Raw genomic sequence first — 21,353 nt, forward strand, 5'->3', positions numbered from 1 at the left:
GAGACCCACATGCGCGACCTCACCCGCTACGCCCTGGCCGCCGCCGCCCGCGGCTGGCACGTCTTCCCACTCACCCCGTACGACAAGCGCCCACTACCCGGCTTCACCGCCTGGGAGCAGCACGCCACCACCGACACCGGACTCATCCGCCACATGTGGTCCCGCGCCCCGTTCAACATCGGAATCGCCTGCGGCCCATCGGGCCTGGTGGTGCTCGACCTGGACGTACCCAAGCCCGACGAGCATCCGCCGCCCGACTGGGCGCAGCCCGGCATCAGCGACGGCGCGGACGTCCTGGCCTCGCTCTGCGAGCAGGCCGGCCAACCGCTGCCGCTGGAGACCTTCACGGTCCGCACCCGACGCGGCGGCACTCACCTCTACTTCACCGCCCCGGCCGACACCGACCTCCGGAACACCGCGGGCAGGCTCGGCTGGAGAATCGACACCCGCGCTAACGGCGGCTACGTCATCGGCCCCGGCAGCCACGTCACCCAGCGGGACGGCAGCGGCTCCTACGACGTCCTGCACGACCCGACTCCGGCCACGCTTCCAGCCTGGCTGACTGAGCGTCTCAGTTCTCCCCCGCCGCCCACGTCCAGCACGTCTGCGGGGGCAGTGCTGGCCGCCTGCGGCGGGGACCGGGCAGCCGGGTACGCCCTGGCGGCACTGCGTGGCGAGGTCGAACGAGTGCTGGACGCCGCCCCCGGCACCCGCAACGACACCCTCAACCTCGCGGCATTCGCTCTGGGCCAGCTCATCGCGGCCAGCCTGCTCCCACGCAACCTCGCCGAAGCATGCCTGCACAACGCAGCCGAGGCCATCGGGCTCGACTTCCGCGAGGCGTTCAACACCATCCGGTCCGGACTCGACAGCGGCCTACGCCGACCAAGGAGGGCAGCCGCTTGACCACCAACGGACGCCCCACCGCCGAAACCATCCTGAGCAACCTCGGGGCCGCAAAGCAGCTCACCGAACTGCACAATGCACCCGCGGCTTGGGAGCCGCCCGCGCCACTCGGCCAGCGCGGCGATCTCCCAACCTTTCCAGTACACGCCCTTCCCGGCTGGGTCGCCGACCACGTCAGCGCCGTAGCAGAGGAGACACAGACACCACTCGACCTGGCAGGCTGCGTCGCCCTGGCCGCGCTGTCCACCGCGGCCGGCGGACGGGCAGTGGTTAACGTCCGCGGCTCGTGGGTCGAGCCGGTGAACCTGTTCGTCCTGGTCGCCATGCCACCCGGGTCACGCAAGTCCGCCGTGTTCCGCGCCATGACCAGCCCGCTCATCCACGCCGAACGTGCCCTGCTCAGCCGTATCGGACCGCAGATCACCGAGGCCGAAGTCGCCCGCCGACTGGCCGAGGACCTCGCCGAGAAAGCCGCCCGCGCGGCCAGCTCGGCACGCGGCGAATCCGCCGCCGAGGCGATCGCCGAGGCCCAGAGCGCAGCCCTGGCAGTCGAGGAGATCAAGGTCCCGGTCAAGCCTCGGCTGATGGCCGACGACGTCACACCCGAATCCGCCTCCACCATCCTCGTGGAGCAGGGAGGCCGTCTCGCCGTCCTGTCCGCCGAAGGCGGCATCTTCGCCACCCTCGCCGGCCGCTACTCCGGCACACCCAACCTGGACCTGTTCCTCAAAGGCCACGCCGGAGACCCACTCATCATCGACCGCCGAGGCCGCAGCGAACGCGTCGACCAAGCCGTCCTGACCATGGGGCTCGCCGTCCAGCCCGAGATCGTCTCCGACATCGCCACCATGCCCGGCTTCCGCGGCAAGGGCCTGCTCGGCCGCATCCTCTACAGCCTGCCGAAAAGCAACGTCGGCTACCGCAACGTCGACGCACCCACCGTCCCGGATCACATCGCCGCCCGCTACGACGCCAACCTGCAACGCCTCACCATCGACATGCACGACTGGCACGACCCCGCCCAGCTCGTCCTGTCACCCGAAGCCGCCGAGATCTTCACCGAGCACCGCCGAAGCACCGAACGCCGCCTGCGCCCAGACTCAGGCGACCTCGGCCACATCACCGACTGGGCAGGCAAGTTCGACGGCGCTGTCATGCGCCTCGCCGGCCTCATCCACCTGGCCGGCCGCGTCGAAGACGGCTGGCGCCACCCGATCACCGTCGACACCGTCAACGCCGCCATCACCATCGGCCAGTACTTCATCACCCACGCCTTGGCCACCTTCGACGCCATGGGCGCCGACCCCGACCTCGAAGCCGCCCGCATCGTGCACGCCTGGATGCACCGCACCGGCACGCAGCGCTTCACCGTCCGCGACGCCTTCACCGCCCTGCCACGTAACCGCTTCCGCAAGGTCGCCGAGCTGGAAACACCACTCGACCTGCTGGAACAGCTCGGCTGGATCCGCCGCGAACCCGAACCACCCAGGACGGGCCCCGGCCGCCGCCCATCACCGGCCTACGCCGTCCACCCAAGCCTCCACCAGCAAGCAGCTTGAGAAGGAACCGCCCTTGAAGACAACAACCCGCACCGACGAAAAGCTCACTGTCGCCGAGGTCTGCGCCGAACTCAAGATCGCCCGCTCCACCTTCTACGACTGGCGCGCCAAGAAGCAGGGCCCCCGCTGCATCACCCTCGCCAACCGCGAACTACGCATCCGCCGCTCCGAACTCGACCGCTGGCTCACCGAACGAGAGGACGCCGCCTGATGGGGAAGACCACCTTCAGCGTCCGCTTCTGGGCGATCAAGACGTACAAGGGCACCAGGGTCACCACCCACACCGTCCGCTGGATCGTGGACGGTCGCGAGTGGAAGGAGCCCTTCCGCACCCTGGCCCACGCCGAGAGCTTCCGCGCCCAGCTCATGACGGCCGCCCGGCAAGGCGAGGCGTTCAGCATCGCAACAGGGCGTCCCATCTCCTGGCAGCGTGAGGAGACCGTCCTCACCTGGTTCACCTTTACGCTGTCCTACGTCGAGGCCAAGTGGCGCTACGCCGCGCCAAACCATCGCCGAGGCATTGCCGAGGCCCTGATTGACGCCACAGAGGCTCTGCTGACCAAGGAAAATGGCGCACCGGACACCGCTATCCGACGCGCGGCGCTTCGCTGGGCCTACAGCGAACGAGTACGGGACACTACTGAGCCACCAAGGGATCTCGCCATGGCTCTGAAGTGGCTCGAAACCAACACGGTCCCCATGACAGCATTTGAGGAACCCGGAAAGGGGGCCCTTCTCACACGCGGTGTGCTGGACAGAATCAGCCGCACCAAGGATGGCAGGACCGCCGCGGCGAACACAGCCAACCGCAAGCGCATGAGTCTGAACAACGCCATGGAGTACGCCGTGGAAATCGGCGCCCTGCCATCTAACCCACTGAAGGCGGTGAAGTGGGTCAAGCCACGCACCCTCACCAGCGTTGACCCACGAGTCGTGATCAACGTGGAGCAGGCGCGACGCTTCCTCGCTGCGGTCCAGCGACGAGGTACCCAAGGCCCGCGCATGAAGGCGTTCTTCGGCCTCATGTACTTCGCTGCCCTCCGTCCCGAAGAGGTCGTTGACCTTCGACTGGAGCACCTGGTTAACCTCCCAGAGAACGGCTGGGGTGAAATGCGGCTCACCCACGCCGAGCCCCGTGCCGGCAGCCGCTGGACCAACAGCGGGAAAGTCCGCGAGCGTCGCGCGCTCAAGCACCGCGCAGAAGGCGAAACTCGCGGCGTGCCCATCCACCCGGAACTCAGCGCGATGCTCCGCGAGCACATCCAAGAGTTCGGCACCGGTGCCAACGGCCGCATCTTCATCGGCCCTCGCGGCGGCCTCATGACTGATCGTGCCTACCTGAAGGTCTTCCACGAGGCCCGCGCAGACGCCTTCACCACGACGGAGGGCGGATCGCCTCTGATGGCCGTCCCCTACGATCTACGCCACGCCTGTGTCTCCACATGGCTCAATGCGGGCGTACCCGCACCCCAGGTTGCCGAATGGGCAGGCCATAGCGTCAACGTCCTACTACGTGTCTACGCCAAGTGCATTCACGGCCAGCAAGGCGAGGCAATGAGGCGTATCTGGGACGCGACCAAGTCCTGAAATTAGCCGTGCCACGGCGTAGCCAGCACCTTAGCAGGACCGCCGCGTCGAGTCCCGTAGCTGTCGGGGATCTACGCTAGTGAAGGACATGGCCCAGGTGATTGGCTGGCTCCGCTGCGAGGATCCATCTCTGACGGAACGCTCCGCACACGGATTGTTCAGATGACAGCGGCACCTGCCGAGGTCGCAAGCGCCCAACTCGGCAGGATGGGCAGGCCATGCCGACGTACTCGTGCACGCCACCAGCAAGTTCGAACTGACTTTCAGCACTCTCCCAAGGCTGACCAGTGGCCGATGAGACTCTCAAGTAACTACCTGTTGCGCCCTGTAACGAATAGCATCTAGACACGTATATACGATCAGAGGCTCATATCGGACTGAGAAAAGGATCGCATGGATCTCGATTGTCAGCCTGCGCTGGATCCCGGCAACGCGTTTGAGCAAACCTGCTGGAATATCCTTCGTCGGCGCTACCCACCGGAGAAGCTTGCCTACATTCCAGCAGAAATGGGAGGGGACTGCGGAATTGAAGGATACTCTACGGACGGCATTGCGTACCAATGTTATGCAGATCGAGATTCCTTAACCCTTCGCCATCGAACGGACAAACAGAAGGGCAAGCTGCATGATGATACCGTAAAACTCAAAAAGTACGCGACTCGACTCGAAGGGGTACTGAATGGGCTGATCATTCAGCATTATTTTCTTTTGGTCCCCGAGTACCATGCTGCCGAACTCATCTCATACGCCCATGATCGAGCAGCAGCAGTGCGTAGTTATGGCCTCAGCTTTATCAGCGATAACTTCGCTATTCATATCAAAACCTTGCAGGACTACCCGGCCGAACTGCGGGCTGCACTGGCGGACGGTGCAGCCAAAGCTTCGATCCCATCACCTTCAAGCGACATCGCCGATATTGCCCCATTTCAGGTAGAGAAGCCTCAACTGGTCACCGTAATCGAGGGCAAGTTGGCATATATCGGAAGTCGCAATCCCAATGCAAACCTCGACGCTCTGCGCGACCGCTTCATCCATGCCTTCCTGCAGAAGGAAGAGATCATGGCCGCCTTGCGCGAATGGCCAGATACCTGGGAAGCGATAGAACGTCGACGCCAGCTACGTGAGGAGTATTTGGAGCTTGAGAGCGAGTTAAGCCCCGACGACCCTAATTCGCGAATCCTAGTGCTTGTGAAGACATATCAGGCCGAGCTGGAGGCAAACGTAGCCGGCCTACGTGAGCCTGACGCTCAAAGGGTTGCGATGGGACAGGTAGGGGATTGGCTGATGCGTTGCCCCCTCGATTTCCGGGCGGCATCGTGAACGCTTCTCAGCCCTCGGGAATAGAGGACCTTCTGAACGTTCCTTATCGCTTCACGAGGCAGCCTGACCCGACCCCTCCTGCGCTGCGACCAGAGCGCCGTGTTCCACTCGTCCTTCTTTTGGTAGCTAAATGTCACGGATCCGGCGCGAGCTGGAAAGTTCTACAACTTCTAAGTTGGGCGATACGGGATCAGAATCATACCGCCCTCATGATGGCACTGTTGAATGGCCGTGATCTCCCAGATCGGCCAGTCGTTCGCTTCGAACCCGCCTTAGATCGCGCCCTAGATCTAGCAGTAGGTCATGGATTTCTTGAGCAGAAAGCTGCGCGCACCTTTAAGCTGACTCCAGACGGTAAGAGGCTAGTGCAGTCGATCACCTCTACAGATGCTTTCACGAAAGAGCGTGAGTTGCTTGCCTTGATCCCTGGGAAGCTGACTAAAAAAGACTCTGATCGAATATACGAATGGCGTGCGATATGAGCAGAATCCGCTTTCGCCATCTCCAACTGCGCGCCGAGACAGGCCGTGGAAGGTTCGGCGCAGATATTGCCTTGCATGATGGGCTTATGGTCTTGTGGGCAGATAACTCGCGCGGGAAATCTACGGCGGTACAAAGCTTACTATTTGCGCTCGGCCTTGAACGCATGATCACTGCCCGACCAGCAAACGCAGTAACATCCGCCATGCGCGACAGGCTGATTTACGACGCCACTTCAAAACAGGAGACACCTGTACTATCGTCATGGGTAGCTGTCGAGATTGAGGGCAAGGATGGGAGGATCGCGACCGTAACACGCTGGATCAAGCACGAGGAATATAACTCCAGCTTGATGCGAGTAGTCGAAGGTCCAGCAATATCTTCCCCTGGAAATTACAATGGGTATGACCTCTATGTGGGTCGCGCAGGAGCTGCAGGAAACCCGAGAGGCTTCCACCACTGGCTAGCGCAATTTATCGGATGGGAACTGCCGATCCTGCCGGGAGCGGATGGCCGCATGTCCCGGCTATACATGGAGCAGATATTTCCGCTTCTTTTTGTAGAGCAAAGACGTGGGTGGGGTGGCATTCAAGCCCAGATGCCCTACTTCTCAGGCATAACTGATGTACGGCGACGATCCATTGAGTTTCTTCTAGATCTGGAGGTCGGCAAGATCGAGGCGGAGCGTTTGCGATTGCGGGCTCAAGAAAAAGAGCTTCAGGATGAATGGCGCTCGACTGTTCGGTCCTTCAAGGAAATCATTCGCGGTAGCGGACTTATAACTGTGCGTTTGCCTGAAACGCTCACCGTTGCTTGGCCTCCGGATCAAGCTCCGTTTCTGGCCGAAGGGCGAGAAGCGGAGTGGATCCCGATAAGCGATCTTTTGTTGCAACTCGAGGCCGAGCATCGAGAGTTGGAGAATGCGCCAGTACCCCGTGTGGCCGATATAGAAATCGAAACCGAAGAACGTCTTACGACTGCCCTACGTGAGATTGACAATATACGTGAGGCGGGTGGTTACCTTAGGGATGATATTCTGCGTGATCGCAACGAGTATCACGCGCTACAAAAGCGCCTAGACGCATTGAGGGAAGACCTTCGCCAACATCAAGATATCGTCACTCTACAACGTCTCGGTTCAACCGATATAGATCGGCTCCATGGCGACTGTCCTGTCTGCCATCAAGAGCTTCCAGCTTCTCTTATCGGCGCTCCATCCCCAATCCGCACTCTGAGCCCAGAAGATACCGTCTCTTACATAAAACAGCAGATCGAACTCTTTGAGGTGATGGCGCGAGACACCGAGAGGACACTGACCGCTAAGGAGGAGCGATGGGCAGCTATGCGTTCCAAGGCGTCAGAACTCAACTCTCTTGTCAGGGCTCTACGCGCAACTCTCAACACACCCAGCGGCACTCCATCCATCGAGTTGATAACTCGTCAGGTTCAAGTTCGTGAGCGCATCGACCGGCTACGTTCGTTGAATGAAAGGTTCCTTGAGTTGCTCGGAACTCTAGACCGGGTCGCCGCTAATGGGAGACTGCTCCGAGCCGCCCTTCAGGACCTTCCTACCGATAGGCTGTCTGCCGTCGATCGCGAAAAACTGAACCGTTTGGAGACCTCCTTCGTTCAGCAACTCCACGCGTATGATTTTGGGTCCTTCTCTGATGAGCGGCTGCGCATCTCTGACATAGACTATCTTCCCAGGCGTGATGACTTTGATCTGCAGGCCGACATCTCAGCCTCGGACTCGATTAGAGTGATTTGGGCATACCTCCTAGGCTTACTGGAGGTTTCCAAAACGATGGAAAGCAACCATGTCGGTCTCCTAGTGCTAGACGAGCCAAGACAGCAAAGCGCAAAACAAGTCTCGTTCAGGGCTCTGCTCGAACGGGCGTCTACGGACGCTAAGGATTGCCAGATCATCTTCGCAACGTCGGAGGATCTGGCAACGTTGAGGCGAATGCTCGCTGGCCTTCCTCACCACTTGTACGCTGTCAAGGACTATGTTCTGAAGCCGGTGGCTGAGTAGAATTCCGTGGTTCAGCATCGGAGGACACGATCGTTCGATTAGCTGCCATGACTCTTGCCACTGTCGTAACAGATTGAGCGCCCATCCGAGTTGTAGGCTGGGGACGCCAGTTTAGCTGCCGCCATGTGTATCGCTAAGTCTGCCGCTGAAGGGGTGCCCCACCGATGGCCGTGTCTGAGGCTGCCGCATCGGAACTGTAGGAGGTACTGGGCACCAGCGACGTTGTGGGTCTGCTCCGGTAGTCGCTTCGAATGGTGCTGCAGGAGCTTAGCGAGGCGTGGGTTAACAACGTGATCGACGCCGCCCGCGGAGGACGCACCAACTTACGGGGCAACTAGCGAAACGGCTTGCGGCTGCGGATCCTGGCGATCCTGGCTGATGATCTTGCCTATGAATTCCAAGCGCTCAAGGTGCTGCCCTTCCTCTGATTACGTTCCGCCGCCGTCTGGGCACTCGGTGCGGCCGGTACGGCTTCGCCTGGTTCGTCCTGCGTGACATTCAGTGGCAGATGTGGCGAGGGGATTATTGGGTCGGCCTGCCCTCTTCGGGTGAGGCGGCCAGCCATGCCGACGCTGAACGCCCTGGCTGATCGCCTCGGAGACGCCGGGATGGCGCTCATAGTCGTGCGCCGGTAGCGGCAGGCGGTCGGCCTAGCCAAGGTCCGTAGATCCACAACCTCCACCACACTTGTTCGGAGACAGGCTTGGACGCCGCTGCGCTCCGGAACTTGGCCGCGTATTGGCCGTGAGAGGCCGTAGAAGACCGGTGATCGCCGTGAACGGCCGGACACAACGCGAGAGGCCCGTCACCGCGTTTCCGCTGGTGACGGGCCTCTTCCCGCTGGTGTGGCAGGTGCAAGGTTCGAACTTGCGTAGGCTGAGCCGACGGTTTTACAGACCGCTCCCTTTGGCCACTCGGGCAACCTGCCGTGCCATCCGCTCTCGCGGCGACAGACAGAAGAATAGCGGACTTCCGAGGTGTACGTGACACCAGTTTGTCCCCAGCCGGATCGTGGTCACCGGCTGCGCCGGAACAGCAGGCGTCCCATCCCGCGTGCGTGCTGGTCGAAGCCTGCCGCGTCGTTGGTTCTGGGGAAGGGTTCGTCCGGGACGGGCACGCCGAGGAAGTCGCACAGCGGCTGCCAGCCCTGGGCGACTTCGAACACCAGCAGGCGGTCCTGGGGGATGGTGGCTTTGACCTCCTCCACGTGTTCGGTGAAGATCTTGAGGGCGAGTTCGGTGTCGGGGGTGCCGCCGCCGAAGACGCGCTCGCTCACGACCAGCCGGGTCATCCGGATGAATGCCGCGAAGTCCGTGTCGAGGAGGCGGGAGAGTGTGGCCATCGTCCGGCCCGACCAGGTGCGGGCGCGGGCCGACTGTTTGAAGATGGTGGCGTTCATGCTGGCCAGCCAGCGTTCCGGGTCGCGGACGGTGAGGATGACCTTGGCGTCGGTGTAGTGGTGGGCGAGTTCGCGCCAGTACGCGGCGGCCGGCCAGTCGACGCAGGAGTCGTACCCCGACATGAGGGTTTCCCAGGTGACCGGACGGCCTTCGGCGAGGTCCAGCCAGCGTCGGATGTGGACGGGATTCTGGAGCACCTCCGTCATGTGGTGACATGGGCCGAAGCCCAGACGTTCCAGCGCGGTCTTCGTGGACAAGGTTCCGGTACGGCCGAAGCCGGCTCCGATGACTCGCATGATCCCTACCAATACGATCGGAAACTGCGAAATGTGGGTCCACAGGCATGATCCGTCGCCAAGAGCCCGGCATCAAGCCGCCTCGCGCCCACGTGGACTGCACGGCGCGCCGATGCTGGCTAGGCTCGTTCGCTGGGTCCGCGCATTCGGCGTACGACGGAGCGGTTTCGCGTACGGCGGAGAGGCGGGATCCCTAATAACGCTTTCACAGCCGAGAGGATGGGTGTTTTGGCCGATTCATCTTTCGATATCGTCAGCAAGATCGACCGCCAGGAGGTCGACAACGCGCTGAACCAGACGGCTAAGGAGATCGGACACCGCTTCGACTTCAAGGGCACCGGGGCGAGCATCAGCTGGACCGGTGACAACATCGAGATCAAGGCGAACAGCGAGGAGCGCGCCAATGCCGCACTCGACGCGTTCAAGGACAAGGTGGTCAAGCGCGGGCTCTCGCTGAAGATCCTCGACGCGGGCGAGCCCAGGCTGTCGGGCAAGGAATACCGCATGCTGGTCACCCTCAAGGAGGGCATCGACCAGGAGAACGCCAAGAAGATCTCCAAGCTGATCCGCGACGAGGGGCCCAAGGGCATCAAGGCGCAGATCCAGGGCGAGGAGCTGCGGGTCAGCTCGAAGAAGAAGGACGATCTGCAGGACGTCATTTCTCTGCTCAAGGGCAAGGATCTCGACATCGCTCTGCAATTCGTGAACTACCGCTAACAGGTCGGCATCCGGGGCACATGGCGGCGTACGCGCCTTCTTGTGCCTCGGGCCTGCATTCGCGGTGGAACGGGCGAATCCGGCATCGCAGGCTCGACAATCGTGACGAAGATCCCCCTGCGCCGCTTCACGGCACGCGTCCTGCCCCTTGATGCGAAAGACCGAGTGCTGCTGCTGCACGGCTTTGATCCGCAACTGCCGGACAAGCCGTTCTGGTTCACCATCGGGGGCGCGGCGGAGGCCGGGGAGGAGCTTCGGCAGGCCGCCGCGCGCGAGCTGTACGAGGAGGTCGGGATCCGGCGGGAGGTGGCGGAGTTCACCGGGCCGTACGGGATGAGCACGATCGAGTTCTGCTGGTCCGATTACGTAATCACGCAGGACCAGACCTTCTTCGCGATCCGGGTGCACGACACCGCCGTGTCGTTCGAGCACATGGAGCAGATCGAGAAGGAGACGACGACGGGGCATCGGTGGTGGAGCGCGGAGGAACTCGAGAACACCGAGGAGACCTTCTTCCCGGAGGACCTGCCGGCCATCCTGAGGAGGATCGCTGCGGCCGGAGAGCCGGGGTAGCCCTGACGTCGCCGGAAGGCCCTGATCGCTGCAGCAGGACCGCCGGAGGGCAAGACTGACGGGTGAGCCCCGTTCGGGGCTCTCGGTCGATTTCGGAGGTCCTGGCGCATTCGGCACGGACGCGTCCCCCGCACTTCGTCCTGGCCGGGAAGGTCAGCGGCGGTAGCCGGCCATGCGCTCCAGCCTCGCCACCCGCTCCGACGTGGGCGGATGCGTCGAGAAGAGGCGGCCGAAGCCGGATCCGCTGAACGGGTTCGCGATCATCATGTGGGACGCCGACGTGAGACGGCTGTTCTCGGGAAGCGGCAGCCTGCGCGCACCCATCTCGATCTTGCGAAGGGCCGAGGCCAGGGCCAGCGGGTCGCCCGTGAGCCGCGCGCCCGACTCGTCGGCCTGGAACTCTCTGGTGCGGGAGATCGCCATCTGGACCATCCCGGCCGCCACGGGCCCGAGGATCATCATCAGCAGCGCGCCCACGAACCCGGGCCCCTCGTCGTCGTCGGAACCGCCGAAGAAGACGGCGACGTAGCTGAGCCAGGTGATCATCGTGGCCAGCGCACCGGCCACGGAGGAGACGAGGATGTCCCGGTTGTACACGTGGGACAGCTCGTGCCCGATCACGCCGCGCAGCTCGGACTCGTCGAGCAGCTGGGTCAGGCCGTACGTGACGCACACGGCGGCCTTCCGCGGGCTGCGGCCGGTCGCGAAGGCGTTGGGCTGGACCGTCGGGGAGATGTACAGCCGCGGCATCGGCTGGCGCGCCTCGGTGGAGAGCTCGCGGACGATCCGGTAGAGCGTGGGGTGCTCCACCTCGCTGACCGGCCTGGCCCGCATGGCCGACAGCGCGATGCGGTCGGAGAAGAAGTAGGCGACGCCGTTGCTCAGCAGGGCCAGCACGAGCGCGATCTGCAGGCCGGTGCCTCCCCCCAGCCACGCGCCCATCACGATGATGAACGCGGACAGACCTCCCAGGAGGATGGCGGTACGCAGACCGTTGTGGTGCAAGGTCTCCCCCCTTCGTGGTCCGGGTTTCACCTCGTCCAACGACGACGACCCGGTCTATCGTTCCCCGGCGTGCTCAGCTGCGGGCGGAGCGCGACTTACCCCCGTGTCCGCCGGGGAACAGGGCGGGGTGCGGCCCGGCTGCCCGCATGAGGACAGCCGGTGTCATGACCTGCCTACGGTCAGCTCGTGGCCGATAAGGACGTCATGTCCAGCACGAGCTGCGGAGCGACCGAGAAGAGGATCGCGACGGCCAGGGCCAGGCCGACGGCGAGCCACGCCGACGGGGACGAGCCACGCAGGCGCGTCTCCCCTGGAGGGGCGAAGAGGCGGGCCGCCCAGGCGGCGTAGTAGTAGAGGCCGATCACGGTGTTGACGGCCATGACCAGCGCGAGCCAGCCGAGGCCGCCCTCGACGATCGTCCGGAACACGAAGACCTTGGCGAAGAGGCCGGCCAGCCCCGGCGGCAGCCCTGCCAGGCAGACCAGGCAGAAGGCCAGCACGATGCCGGCCGCCGGGCTGCGGAGGACCAGGCCGCGGTAGTCGTCGAGCTCGTTGCGCGGGGCGGCCCTGGAGACGAGCAGGACGACGGCGAAGGCCCCGAGGTTCATGGCCGCGTAGATGACCAGGTACGCGACGGATGTGCCGGTCGCGGCCTGGGACGGAGCCTGGGACGGGGCCGCCGTGGCGGCGATCGCCAACGGGGCCAGGATGTAGCCGGACTGGGCGACCGAGGACCAGGCCAGCATGCGGACGGCCGACCGCTGACGCATGGCGAGCAGGTTGCCCACGGTCATGGTCAGCGCCGAGATGACCGCGATCACCGGCCCCCAGGTGGACGACTGGCCGGCCAGCCCGGCGACCAGGACCAGGATGAGCCCCGCGAACCCGGCCGCCTTGGAGATGACCGAGAGCAGGGCCGCCACCGGGACGGGCGCGCCCTGGTAGACATCCGCCGCCCAGGAGTGGAACGGCACGGCGGCGATCTTGAACGCGAACCCGGCCGCCACGAGGACGACGCCCACCGTGACGACCGCGGGCAGCCCGTGGGCCGTCTCCAGGGCCGTGGAGTGCGTCCCAGCCGCCCCCGGCGCCGGGATCCGGCCGCCCAAAACGGCCGCCACGCGGGACAGGTGGACCGCCCCGGAGACGCCGTACAGAAGGGAGACGCCGAACAGCATGACGGCCGTGGACACGACCGACACGACGAAGAGCTTGACCGCGGCTTCGGAGGCGCGCCCGTCGTAGCGTTTGAGCGCGGTGAGGGCGAACACCGGCAGCGAGACCAGTTCGAGCGCCACCACGAGCATGATCAGGTCGCGGGAGGCGGGCAGGGTCACCGCGCCGACGAGGGTGCACAGTAGCAGGAAGTACCACTCACCGGCCGGGATGCCACCCCCGGCCAGCTCCGTCATCGACATCAGCACGACCACCACGGCCGCGACGAGCACCAGCCCGGCGAAGACCGTCGTGAACCGGTCGGCGACGAACGAGCAGAGCGTGCCCGCTCCCCCGGTCGCGAGGTCCGGCGGCACGCAGAACGTCGCCCGGGACGTGCCGCCTGCGGCCTGCGCGATCACGAACCCGAGTGCCACGACGACCCCCGCCAGGGTCACCAGCCCGAGCGCGGTGCGGGTACGCGTCGAGGCAGGCAGGAACACGTCGAGCAGCAGCACGAGCCCGGCCACCACCGCCAACGCCAGCGGCGGCGCGATCACGAAGTAGTCGATCTGCTGAGTCATGGCAGGGCTCCCAGCAGGGTCTGCGCCACCGGCGTGGTGAGTGAGAGCAGGAGACCGGGCCAGAGCCCGAAGAGCACGATCAGGACCACCAGCGGGGTCCACGCGGCCACTTCGTAGGACCGGAGGTCGTCGATGCGCTGCGTGGCGTGGTCGGCTTCGAGGGTCGCGGTCGCCGGTTGCCCCGCGAGCGTCTCCTCCGAGCCGAGAGGCACAACGGGACGTTCGTCCGGAGTCTCCCCCTCCGGTGGGGTCTGCCGCCGCCGCGCGGTTCCCGACGGACGGCCGTGGGTGACGCGGGACAGCATGAGCACGAAGTACGCGGCCGTCAGGACCGCTCCCAGGCCGCCGATCACCATGTACGTGCGGAAGAGCGCACGTGGCAGGCCGCTCGCCGGCTGGAACGACCCCAGCAGCGCCAGCATCTCCCCCCAGAACCCGGCCAGGCCGGGCAGCCCGAGCGAGGCGATCGCGGCGAACGTGAGCACCGATCCCAGTCGCGGCATCGTGGCCAGCAGGCCGCCGCCGAGGCTCGGCATGTCGGCCGTGTGATAGCGGTCCTTGATCCCACCGGCGAGGAAGAACAGCAGGCCGGTGATCAGGCCATGGGCGACGTTCGCGAACAGGGCGCCGTTGACGCCGACCGGGGTCAGGGTGGCGAAGCCGAGCAGGACGAAGCCCATGTGGCCCACGGACGAGTAGGCGATCATGCGTTTGAGGTCACGCTGGGCCAGGCAGGCCAGGGCGCCGTAGACGATGCCGGCCACGGCGAACGCCCCCAGCCACGGCGCCACGGCGGCTGCCCCCTCGGGGAGGACGGGGATGGCGATCCTGGCGAAACCGTACGTGCCCATCTTCAGCAGCACTCCGGCCAGCAGCACCGAGCCGACGGTCGGGGCCTCGGTGTGGGCGTCGGGCAGCCAGGTGTGCAGGGGCCACATCGGCGTCTTGACCGCCAGGCCCACACCGATCGCCACGAACGCCAGGATCTGCACGGATCTGGACATTCCTGCGCCGTGGGCGGCGGCCAGCTCGGCCATGTCGAGCGTGCCGGTCCGCGCCCAGACGAGCAGCAGGCCGAGGAGCATCACGACCGAGCCGAGCAGCGTGTACAGGATGAACTTGACCGACGCCGCCCGGCGCCCGGCGCCGCCCCAGATGCCGATCAGGAAGTACATCGGGATCAGCACGATCTCGAAGAAGACGAAGAAGAGCAGCAGGTCGAGGGCGAGGAACGTACCGATCATGCCGACTTCGAGCACCAGCAGCGTGAACACCAGCGCCCTCGGCCTGTTCCCCAGGAACCGGCTCGGCGTGCGAGGCCGGCCCCAGGACAGGTAGCCGAAGCAGAGGAACGTCAGCAACGCGGTGAGCACGATCAGCGGCAGGGAGATGCCGTCGACGCCCAGATGGAAGCGGAGCCCCAGGCCGGGGATCCACGGCTGGTCGACCGCGAACTGCAGGCTCGTCGGCCGCCCGTGGTCGAACGTGGCCGCCATGACCAGGACCAGTGCCAGCGTGACCCCCGAGAGGATCAGGCCGTACGTGCGCAGGGCCGGGCGGAGCGCGCCGGGGGCGAGGAGGAGCACGAGCGCGCCGAGCAGGGGCACGGCGAGCAGTGCGACCGACAGCCAGCCCGTCATGTGAGCATCACCGCCCCCACCGCGATCAGGATCACGCCGGCGAGAACGCCGCTGACATAGAGCTGCACGTTGCCGTTCTGGGCCAGGCGCAGCCATCCGGACAGGCCGCGGGCGGTGCGGCCCGACCCACGGACCGCGCCGTCGACGACCACGTCGTCCGTTCTGACGACCAGCCGGGCCAGGGCCGTGATCGGGCGGACGAACAGCGCCGCGTAGACGTCGTCGACGTAGAAGGCGCGCTCGCAGGGCACCCGTAGCGGGCCCAGCAGGCGGGCCGGGTCGGTGACGGGATCGCCGCGCCAGACGGCGTAGACGACGCCCGCGCCGAGCAGCGCGAGCACGACGCTGATCACGGCCACCGCCAGCTCGACGTGCGGCTGCCCCGCGAAGCCCAGCAGCAGAGCGGGGACCGCGAGGAGCACGACGGGCACGAGCATGGTCTTGGGGGCCTCGGTGACGTCGACGACGTGGGCCGTGCCGGGCTCGGGCTCGGGGAGCGCCACCACGCGCGGCGGCCCGAAGAACGTGCGGAGCCAGGCTCTGGTGGCGTACGCGCCGGTGACGGCGACGGTCGCGAGGGCGCAGCCGTACAGGAGCAGGGCGGCGGCGTCCGTCAGGCCGCCGCCGGCCAGCGCGCCGTCCATGGCCGCCAGGACGCCGTCCTTGCTGAAGAAGCCGCTGGCCGGTGGCAGGCCCATCAGAGCGGCGAACCCCACCGTCATCGTCACGAACGTGACCGGCAGCTCGCGGCGCAACCCGCCCATCTGGGCCATCAGGTTGGAGCCGACGTGGTGGATCACCACTCCCGCGCACAGGAACAGCAGCGCCTTGAACGCCCCGTGGGTCACCAGGTGGAAGATCGCCGCCCGGTCGGAGCCCGCGGCCAGACCGCCGGCCATGTAGGCGAGCTGGCTGACCGTGGAGTAGGCGAGCACCCGTTTCAGGTCGTCCTGGGCGAACGCGGCCAGTGCGGCGCCCAGCATGCCGATCGCGGCGATGACGGCCAGGACGTCGAGCGTGGGACGGGCGGCGAGGAAGGCGGGAAAGAGCCTGGCCACGATGAAGATGCCGGCGGCGACCATGGTGGCGGCGTGGATCAGCGCGCTGATCGGGGTCGGGCCGGCCATGGCGTCCGGGAGCCAGGTGTGCAGCGGCACCTGGGCGCTCTTGCCTGCGACGCCGCACAGCACCAGCATGGTGGCCGTCGTCAGGGTGGCCGCGGACATGTCGGGCACCTTCGCCAGCACGTCGGCGACGCGGAAGCTGCCCGACGCCGTGCCGAGGACGAAGATGCCGAACAGGAAGCCGACGTCGCCGAGCCGGGTGACGAGGAACGCCTTGACCGCCGCGCGCGAATTGCCCCGGTCTTCCCACCAGTGGCCGATGAGGAGGTAGGAGCACAGGCCCATGATCTCCCAGCCCACGTAGAGGACCAGGAGGTCGCCCGCGTAGACCACCAGGAGCATGGCACTGGTGAACAGGCTGATGAACGCGCTGTAGGAGGGGTAGCGGGGATCGTCTTTGAGGTAGCCGACCGAGTAGACCTGCACGGCCAGCGCCACCAGCGTCACCAGGACGCCGAGGAGGGCCGACAGGTCGTCGGCCAGCAGGGTCAGCGAGATCGGGACGCCGCCGGTGACGATCGAGCCGTACGTGCGGCCCACGGGCGCCGAGGAAGCGCCGCCTTCGAGGAACGTGAAGCCCGGCCCCCAGGCCAGCCAGAGAGCCAGCACGGCCGACGCCGCGGTCGGGATGACGGCGATCCAGGCGGCTCGGGTGTTGGCCCGTTCGCCGGAGGTCTTCTCGGCCGCCGCGAGCCGCGCTCCGCCCGGTGGTTGTTCCTGGACAGCGGGGCGGGCGTGCGGCCAGCGGGAGAGCAGCAGGCCGGTGGCGGCGGCGATGGCGGGCAGCAACACGGCCAGCAGCGGGAACGTCGTCACAGCTCGCCCCCTCGCCGGGCGCGGCGGTCGTCCGGGTGGGGCTGGCCTGGGCCGGTCGGCGAGGCCGGATGGTGGTCGTTGAGAGAGGGCGGGGTGGTGTCGGCGGCGTGGCCGGAGGGGGTGGCGGCCGGGACCAGGTCAGGGCGTTCGTCGGGAGGCTCGGACAGGTCGCGGAGGTGGTCGAGGTCGACGGTCCGGCGGTTGCGGTAGAGGGCCAGGACGATCGCCAGGCCGAGGCCGACCTCGGCGGCGGCGATGACGATGACGAAGAGGGTGAGCACCTGACCGCTGTGCAGCCGGTCGCGCAGCCACACGTCGAACGCCACCAGGTTGAGGTTGACGGCGTTGAGCATCAGCTCGACCGACATGAGCACGAGGATCGTGTTGCGCCTGGCGAGCATGCCGTAGACGCCCACGGAGAACAACAGCGCGGAGACGACCGCCGGGTAGACGATGTGCACTAGTGACCCCCGGTCTGATCGGGCGGCGAGCCGGGAATGTCCGTACGGGACAGCACGATGGCTCCGATCAATGCGGCGAGCAGCAGCACGGACAGCGCCTCGAACGGCAGCACCCAGGTGGCGAAGACGCTGGCGCCCAGCTCCTTCGCCGCCCCCTGGCCCGGTGTGAGCGGGGTGTACGCCGTGCGGAAACCGTCGATCACGACCGTGACCAGGACCGCGGCGGTCGCCACCGCCACCAGGGCGGCCACCGGCCGGTTGCCGCTGTCGAGGTCGGCGGAACGGCCGATCGGGGCACGGGTGAGCATGATGCCGAACAGCATCAGGACCACCACCGCGCCCACGTAGATGAGCACCTGGACCCAGGCCACGAACTCGGCGGTCAGCACCAGGTAGCCGCCCGCGAGCGCGCCGAAGGAGACCACGAGCCACAGGGCGGCGTGGACGAGTTGCCGGGTCGTGACGACGAGCAGCGCCGATCCAACCGCTACCGCTCCCAGCAGCAAGAAGACGATCTCTTGCCCGGTGGGTGACAGGTAGGAGGGCACCGCCTCGGTCACGACTCCTCCTCGGACTCCTCTGTGTCGTCAGGGCCGAGCCGCCCCGGCGGTCGGATGGACCTCGGGTCCGCCATCCGGCGCCTGCGGGGGCTCGCGGAAGAAGTCTGCTCGTCCGGGCCGGGTTCCGGAGACGGTTCACCCGCGCCTGTGGAAAACCCGTTCGAGGGCGGCTCGCCTGTGGATGAAGGCGTTCGCGGCGGGTGCTCGTCCGAGGCCGGGGCGTCCTGGTCGGGCGGGCGGTTCGGCTCCTCGCCCGCCGGAGCTGCGGCGTCGCCGTCATGGGCGCGCGGCGCGTCGCCCTCCCCCGCGGGGGGAACGTCGCCTTCCGTCACGTCTGACGGGCTTGCCGCTGTTGACGGTTTCGGGGTTGTTGTGTCGGACGGGCGAGTGTCTTCCGGCTCTTTGTCCTGTGCATCGGCGGACGGTTCGGCCGCTTGCGGGCTTGGCGGGAGAGCGCCTGGAGGACGGATGCCTCGTACGTTGGACATGGGCCTGCGCGTACGCTCGCGGCGGCCCGCAGGAGACGGAGGCGCGGCAGGGCCTTCGCTGGGCGCGGCTTCAGGAGCTTCCGCGGAGCCGGCCTTCTCACCTGCTCGCTCTTCCCGGTCGGCACCGGCGCGCGCTTCGACGCCTCCCGCCGACGGGCCCGCGTCGGTGCGCCCAGCAGGCGGAGTTGCGCCGGCCTGTCCGGCGTCACCTGCTGCGGCCCCCCCGGTGCCAGGGACGGCTTCCCCGCCTTCGGGACGGCGCGCTGCTTCGGCGCCGGGGGTTGCGCTCACGGCGGAGCCGGCGGCGGAGTCGGGGCCGGGCGGGGATGTGGCGCCGGCCTCGGAGTCGGGGCCCGGTCGCGCTGTGCCCGTTCCCTGGGGGGTCGTTGACGCTGCTTCGCCCCCGGCGCCCTCCCGCTCTCGCGGGGCGCGGCGGGCGGCTCCGGCGGGGCCGGGCGCTTCAGGCGCTGCTCCGGGGCGGGTGGTTCCGGTACGGGCCGCGGGACGGCGAGGGGCCGCCGTGAGCTCCTTGGGCGGTTCGGCGCCGGGATCGTGGGCGGGCGGCGGCGGGACGGTCTGGGTCCAGGACGCCAGCTTGTCCTTCTCGTGAAGAAGGTTCCGGATGTCACCCTCGGCGTACTCGAACTCCGGAGACCAGAAGAGCGCGTCGAAGGGACAGACCTCGATGCAGATGCCGCAGTACATGCACAGCGCGAAGTCGATGGCGAACCGGTCGAGCACGTTGCGCTGACGGGGACGCCCGCCCTCCGGTGCCGGGATCGTCTCCTTGTGGGAGTCGATGTAGATGCACCAGTCGGGGCACTCTCGGGCACAGAGCATGCAAGAGGTGCAATTTTCCTCGACGAGGGCGATAACGCCTCGACTGCGCGGCGGAAGAGCCGGCTTGACCTCGGGATACTGCTGGGTGACGGATTTGCGCAGCATGTGGCGAAGAGTGATGGACAACCCTTTCGCCAGTCCGACTCCCGGTATCCGCGCCATGGTTCAACATCATGACGTACTTGGCGGCGGAGGTGAATGAGTCAAGACCGTTGTCCCCAGTTTTTCCACAGCCATCCACAGGTTCGGTGGAAGTTATCCACAGGCTGGGTGACTGTCCGATATGAACGACTGCATGGCGATAGTCTCTCGGCCATGCCGTACAGCCATCCGGTCCGTCCCAGCAGCGGGGCGTGGGCGGCCGCCATCGGGTGGGCCAGCCTGGCCCTGATCTCGTGCGGGCTGGCGACCCCGTTCACGATCGGGTTCGCGGCATTCTGGCTGCGGAGCACCTGGCAGGCCATCGGGGCCTGCGTCTACCTGGTCCTGATCGGCTCGTTCGTCATCGCCATCATGTTGTACGACGACTTCGACAACATCCCCGAGCCGATGTCCACTCTGATCTCGTTCGGGTTCGTGATCGCCTGGATCGGCGGGATCGCCCATTCGGCCGTCCTGGTGCCGGCGATGGCGCGGGCGCGGCACCGGCCGCCGGTGCACGCGCAGGCCCCCGTGCGCACGCAGGCGCCCATGCACGCGCCCGCCCAGACGCCCACGCCGCGGCATCGGCCCGCCGACCTGCATCAACGGACCACGGCCCCCACCCATCAGCAGCATCGCGGGCAGCCGGAGTGGATCGGGCACTACCGGGTGCTGCACCAGCTCGGGCGCGGCGGGCAGGGCGCCGTCTACCTGGCCATGGCGCCCAACGGGGCGCGGGTGGCGGTCAAGGTGCTGCACGACCTGGTCGACGAGACCGCCCGCACCCGGTTCGCGCGGGAGGTGGACGCGGCTCGGCGGGTCGCCACGTTCTCCACAGCCCGGGTGCTCGATGTGAACATCAACGGACAGCACGCGTACATCGTCTCGGAATACGTGGAGGGGCCGTCGCTGGAGCAACTCGTACGGCGCCACGGGCCCCGCGACGAGGACGGCCTGACGCGGCTCGCGTTATCCACAGCCGGAGCGCTGGCGGCCATCCACAAGGCCGGGGTGGTGCATCGTGACTTCAAGCCGAGCAACGTCCTGATCGGGCACGACGGGCCGCGGGTGATCGACTTCGGGATCGCCCGGGCGCTCGACCGGATGACCATGACGTCCGGGAAGATGGTGGGGACGCCGCCGTACATGTCGCCTGAGCAGCTGACCGGGGAGCCTGTGGGGCCGGCGTCCGACGTGTTCAGCTGGGCGGTGACGATGATGTTCGCGGCCACCGGGCGTCCGGCGTTCGGCGAGGACACCGTGCCGGCCGTCTTCAACCGGGTGCTCACGGTCCACCCGGACCTGTCGCCGTTGCCGCCCGCCTTGCGCGGCGTGGTGGGGGCATGCCTGAACAAGCGCCCCCAGGAACGCCCGTCGGCTTCGGACGTGATGGTCGCGATCGTCCACTGACCACCGCCCCCCGGCACATGCCGCGACCACCGAACAACCGACCGCAGGCGGATGACCACCGCTTACCGCTTCGCCCACCGGTGACCGTCCGTGGGCGGTCCGTGCCAGCCGGATCGGGAGGGCCCGAAGCGAGTCGCCCCACCACCAAGCGCCGTACGACGAAAGCGGGCACCCCCTACCCAAGGGGACAGGACGGGAGATGGAGTAGGGCGCCCCTCACGATCCGGTCGAGGGGTTCGTGGAGGGCGGCCCGATGAGG

General features: G+C 66.6%; 16 protein-coding genes, 1 tRNA gene and 1 pseudogene. 9 read left to right on the top strand and 9 right to left on the bottom strand.

All coding sequences use genetic code 11. The features are described from left to right. The first annotated feature begins 9 nt into the window (after positions 1-9). The 6 genes from AB0C33_RS20175 to AB0C33_RS20200 all read left to right on the top strand — a co-directional run bounded on the left by AB0C33_RS20175 (position 10) and on the right by AB0C33_RS20200 (position 7,884). Positions 10-906 carry a bifunctional DNA primase/polymerase gene (locus AB0C33_RS20175; protein WP_358289976.1) on the top strand — a complete coding sequence of 299 codons (897 nt, stop codon included), beginning with the start codon at positions 10-12 and terminating at the stop codon, positions 904-906. Further along, positions 903-2,465: a YfjI family protein gene (locus AB0C33_RS20180; RefSeq protein ID WP_358289979.1), complete on the top strand. Its 1,563-nt coding sequence runs from the start codon at positions 903-905 to the stop codon at positions 2,463-2,465. The genes AB0C33_RS20175 and AB0C33_RS20180 overlap by 4 nt, the downstream gene beginning before the upstream one ends. A 13-nt stretch (positions 2,466-2,478) precedes the next feature. Continuing rightward, the gene (locus tag AB0C33_RS20185) at positions 2,479-2,676 is read left to right on the top strand and encodes a helix-turn-helix domain-containing protein (RefSeq protein ID WP_357994124.1); all 198 of its coding nucleotides are present in this window, start codon (positions 2,479-2,481) and stop codon (positions 2,674-2,676) included. Beyond that, positions 2,676-4,052: a tyrosine-type recombinase/integrase gene (locus AB0C33_RS20190; protein WP_358289982.1), complete on the top strand. Its 1,377-nt coding sequence runs from the start codon at positions 2,676-2,678 to the stop codon at positions 4,050-4,052. Before AB0C33_RS20185 ends, AB0C33_RS20190 begins: the two co-directional genes overlap by 1 nt. A 393-nt stretch (positions 4,053-4,445) precedes the next feature. Next, positions 4,446-5,372: a hypothetical protein gene (locus AB0C33_RS20195; RefSeq protein WP_358289985.1), complete on the top strand. Its 927-nt coding sequence runs from the start codon at positions 4,446-4,448 to the stop codon at positions 5,370-5,372. Positions 5,373-5,850: 478 nt separating this feature from the next. Then, complete coding sequence (locus tag AB0C33_RS20200; protein ID WP_358289988.1) at positions 5,851-7,884, top strand: hypothetical protein; 2,034 nt, start codon at positions 5,851-5,853, stop codon at positions 7,882-7,884. An 846-nt stretch (positions 7,885-8,730) separates the two neighbouring features. On the opposite strand, the gene AB0C33_RS20205 is transcribed toward AB0C33_RS20200, so the two are convergent. After that, a tRNA-Tyr gene (locus AB0C33_RS20205) sits at positions 8,731-8,812 on the bottom strand. An 87-nt stretch (positions 8,813-8,899) separates the two neighbouring features. Next, entirely contained in the window at positions 8,900-9,580 is a 681-nt protein-coding gene (locus AB0C33_RS20210; RefSeq protein WP_358289990.1) for a sulfotransferase family protein, read from the bottom strand. A 219-nt stretch (positions 9,581-9,799) separates the two neighbouring features. Here AB0C33_RS20210 and AB0C33_RS20215 point away from each other — a divergent pair, with 219 nt between their 5' ends. Together AB0C33_RS20215 and AB0C33_RS20220 are read left to right on the top strand one after the other, a co-directional pair. Then, the gene (locus AB0C33_RS20215; RefSeq protein WP_352322494.1) at positions 9,800-10,297 is read left to right on the top strand and encodes a YajQ family cyclic di-GMP-binding protein; all 498 of its coding nucleotides are present in this window, start codon (positions 9,800-9,802) and stop codon (positions 10,295-10,297) included. A 102-nt stretch (positions 10,298-10,399) separates the two neighbouring features. Then, a complete protein-coding gene (locus AB0C33_RS20220; protein WP_358289993.1) occupies positions 10,400-10,870 on the top strand; it encodes an NUDIX domain-containing protein in 471 nt (156 codons plus the stop codon). A gap of 153 nt (positions 10,871-11,023) precedes the next feature. Here the strand turns inward: AB0C33_RS20220 and htpX are convergent, their stop codons facing one another. The 7 genes and pseudogenes from htpX to AB0C33_RS20255 all read right to left on the bottom strand — a co-directional run bounded on the left by htpX (position 11,024) and on the right by AB0C33_RS20255 (position 19,705). Beyond that, positions 11,024-11,875 (bottom strand): zinc metalloprotease HtpX, encoded by an 852-nt coding sequence (gene htpX / locus AB0C33_RS20225; protein ID WP_358289996.1) that lies wholly within the window; start codon positions 11,873-11,875, stop codon positions 11,024-11,026. Between the two features lie 179 nt (positions 11,876-12,054). Next, positions 12,055-13,614: an NADH-quinone oxidoreductase subunit N gene (locus tag AB0C33_RS20230; RefSeq protein ID WP_358289998.1), complete on the bottom strand. Its 1,560-nt coding sequence runs from the start codon at positions 13,612-13,614 to the stop codon at positions 12,055-12,057. Next, a complete protein-coding gene (locus AB0C33_RS20235) occupies positions 13,611-15,254 on the bottom strand; it encodes an NADH-quinone oxidoreductase subunit M (protein WP_358290001.1) in 1,644 nt (547 codons plus the stop codon). Before AB0C33_RS20235 ends, AB0C33_RS20230 begins: the two co-directional genes overlap by 4 nt. After that, positions 15,251-17,194: an NADH-quinone oxidoreductase subunit L gene (locus AB0C33_RS20240; RefSeq protein ID WP_358290004.1), complete on the bottom strand. Its 1,944-nt coding sequence runs from the start codon at positions 17,192-17,194 to the stop codon at positions 15,251-15,253. The genes AB0C33_RS20235 and AB0C33_RS20240 overlap by 4 nt, the downstream gene beginning before the upstream one ends. A 164-nt stretch (positions 17,195-17,358) precedes the next feature. Further along, positions 17,359-17,655: pseudogene (gene nuoK, locus AB0C33_RS20245) on the bottom strand (NADH-quinone oxidoreductase subunit NuoK); the annotation flags it as partial. Further along, a complete protein-coding gene (locus tag AB0C33_RS20250) occupies positions 17,655-18,215 on the bottom strand; it encodes an NADH-quinone oxidoreductase subunit J (RefSeq protein ID WP_352322488.1) in 561 nt (186 codons plus the stop codon). The gene AB0C33_RS20250 and the pseudogene nuoK, both read right to left, overlap by 1 nt. After that, a complete protein-coding gene (locus AB0C33_RS20255; protein WP_358290007.1) occupies positions 18,212-19,705 on the bottom strand; it encodes a 4Fe-4S binding protein in 1,494 nt (497 codons plus the stop codon). Before AB0C33_RS20255 ends, AB0C33_RS20250 begins: the two co-directional genes overlap by 4 nt. Before the next feature lie 153 nt (positions 19,706-19,858). Here AB0C33_RS20255 and AB0C33_RS20260 point away from each other — a divergent pair, with 153 nt between their 5' ends. Continuing rightward, complete coding sequence (locus AB0C33_RS20260) at positions 19,859-21,094, top strand: serine/threonine-protein kinase (protein WP_358290010.1); 1,236 nt, start codon at positions 19,859-19,861, stop codon at positions 21,092-21,094. The last annotated feature ends 259 nt before the right edge of the window (positions 21,095-21,353 follow it).

Source organism: Nonomuraea sp. NPDC048881 (genome assembly GCF_040649795.1).
Classification (GTDB): Bacteria; Actinomycetota; Actinomycetes; order Streptosporangiales; family Streptosporangiaceae; genus Nonomuraea.

What these genes read in the sequence shown, in the direction of transcription:
- AB0C33_RS20260 (WP_358290010.1), top strand. Translation starts at nt 19,859, where the DNA reads ATGCCGTACAGCCATCCGGTCCGTCCCAGCAGCGGGGCGTGGGCGGCC.
- AB0C33_RS20210 (WP_358289990.1), bottom strand. Translation starts at nt 9,580, where the DNA reads ATGCGAGTCATCGGAGCCGGCTTCGGCCGTACCGGAACCTTGTCCACG.
- AB0C33_RS20195 (WP_358289985.1), top strand. Translation starts at nt 4,446, where the DNA reads ATGGATCTCGATTGTCAGCCTGCGCTGGATCCCGGCAACGCGTTTGAG.
- AB0C33_RS20215 (WP_352322494.1), top strand. Translation starts at nt 9,800, where the DNA reads ATGGGTGTTTTGGCCGATTCATCTTTCGATATCGTCAGCAAGATCGAC.
- AB0C33_RS20175 (WP_358289976.1), top strand. Translation starts at nt 10, where the DNA reads ATGCGCGACCTCACCCGCTACGCCCTGGCCGCCGCCGCCCGCGGCTGG.
- AB0C33_RS20230 (WP_358289998.1), bottom strand. Translation starts at nt 13,614, where the DNA reads ATGACTCAGCAGATCGACTACTTCGTGATCGCGCCGCCGCTGGCGTTG.
- AB0C33_RS20235 (WP_358290001.1), bottom strand. Translation starts at nt 15,254, where the DNA reads ATGACGGGCTGGCTGTCGGTCGCACTGCTCGCCGTGCCCCTGCTCGGC.
- AB0C33_RS20190 (WP_358289982.1), top strand. Translation starts at nt 2,676, where the DNA reads ATGGGGAAGACCACCTTCAGCGTCCGCTTCTGGGCGATCAAGACGTAC.
- AB0C33_RS20200 (WP_358289988.1), top strand. Translation starts at nt 5,851, where the DNA reads ATGAGCAGAATCCGCTTTCGCCATCTCCAACTGCGCGCCGAGACAGGC.
- AB0C33_RS20255 (WP_358290007.1), bottom strand. Translation starts at nt 19,705, where the DNA reads ATGGCGCGGATACCGGGAGTCGGACTGGCGAAAGGGTTGTCCATCACT.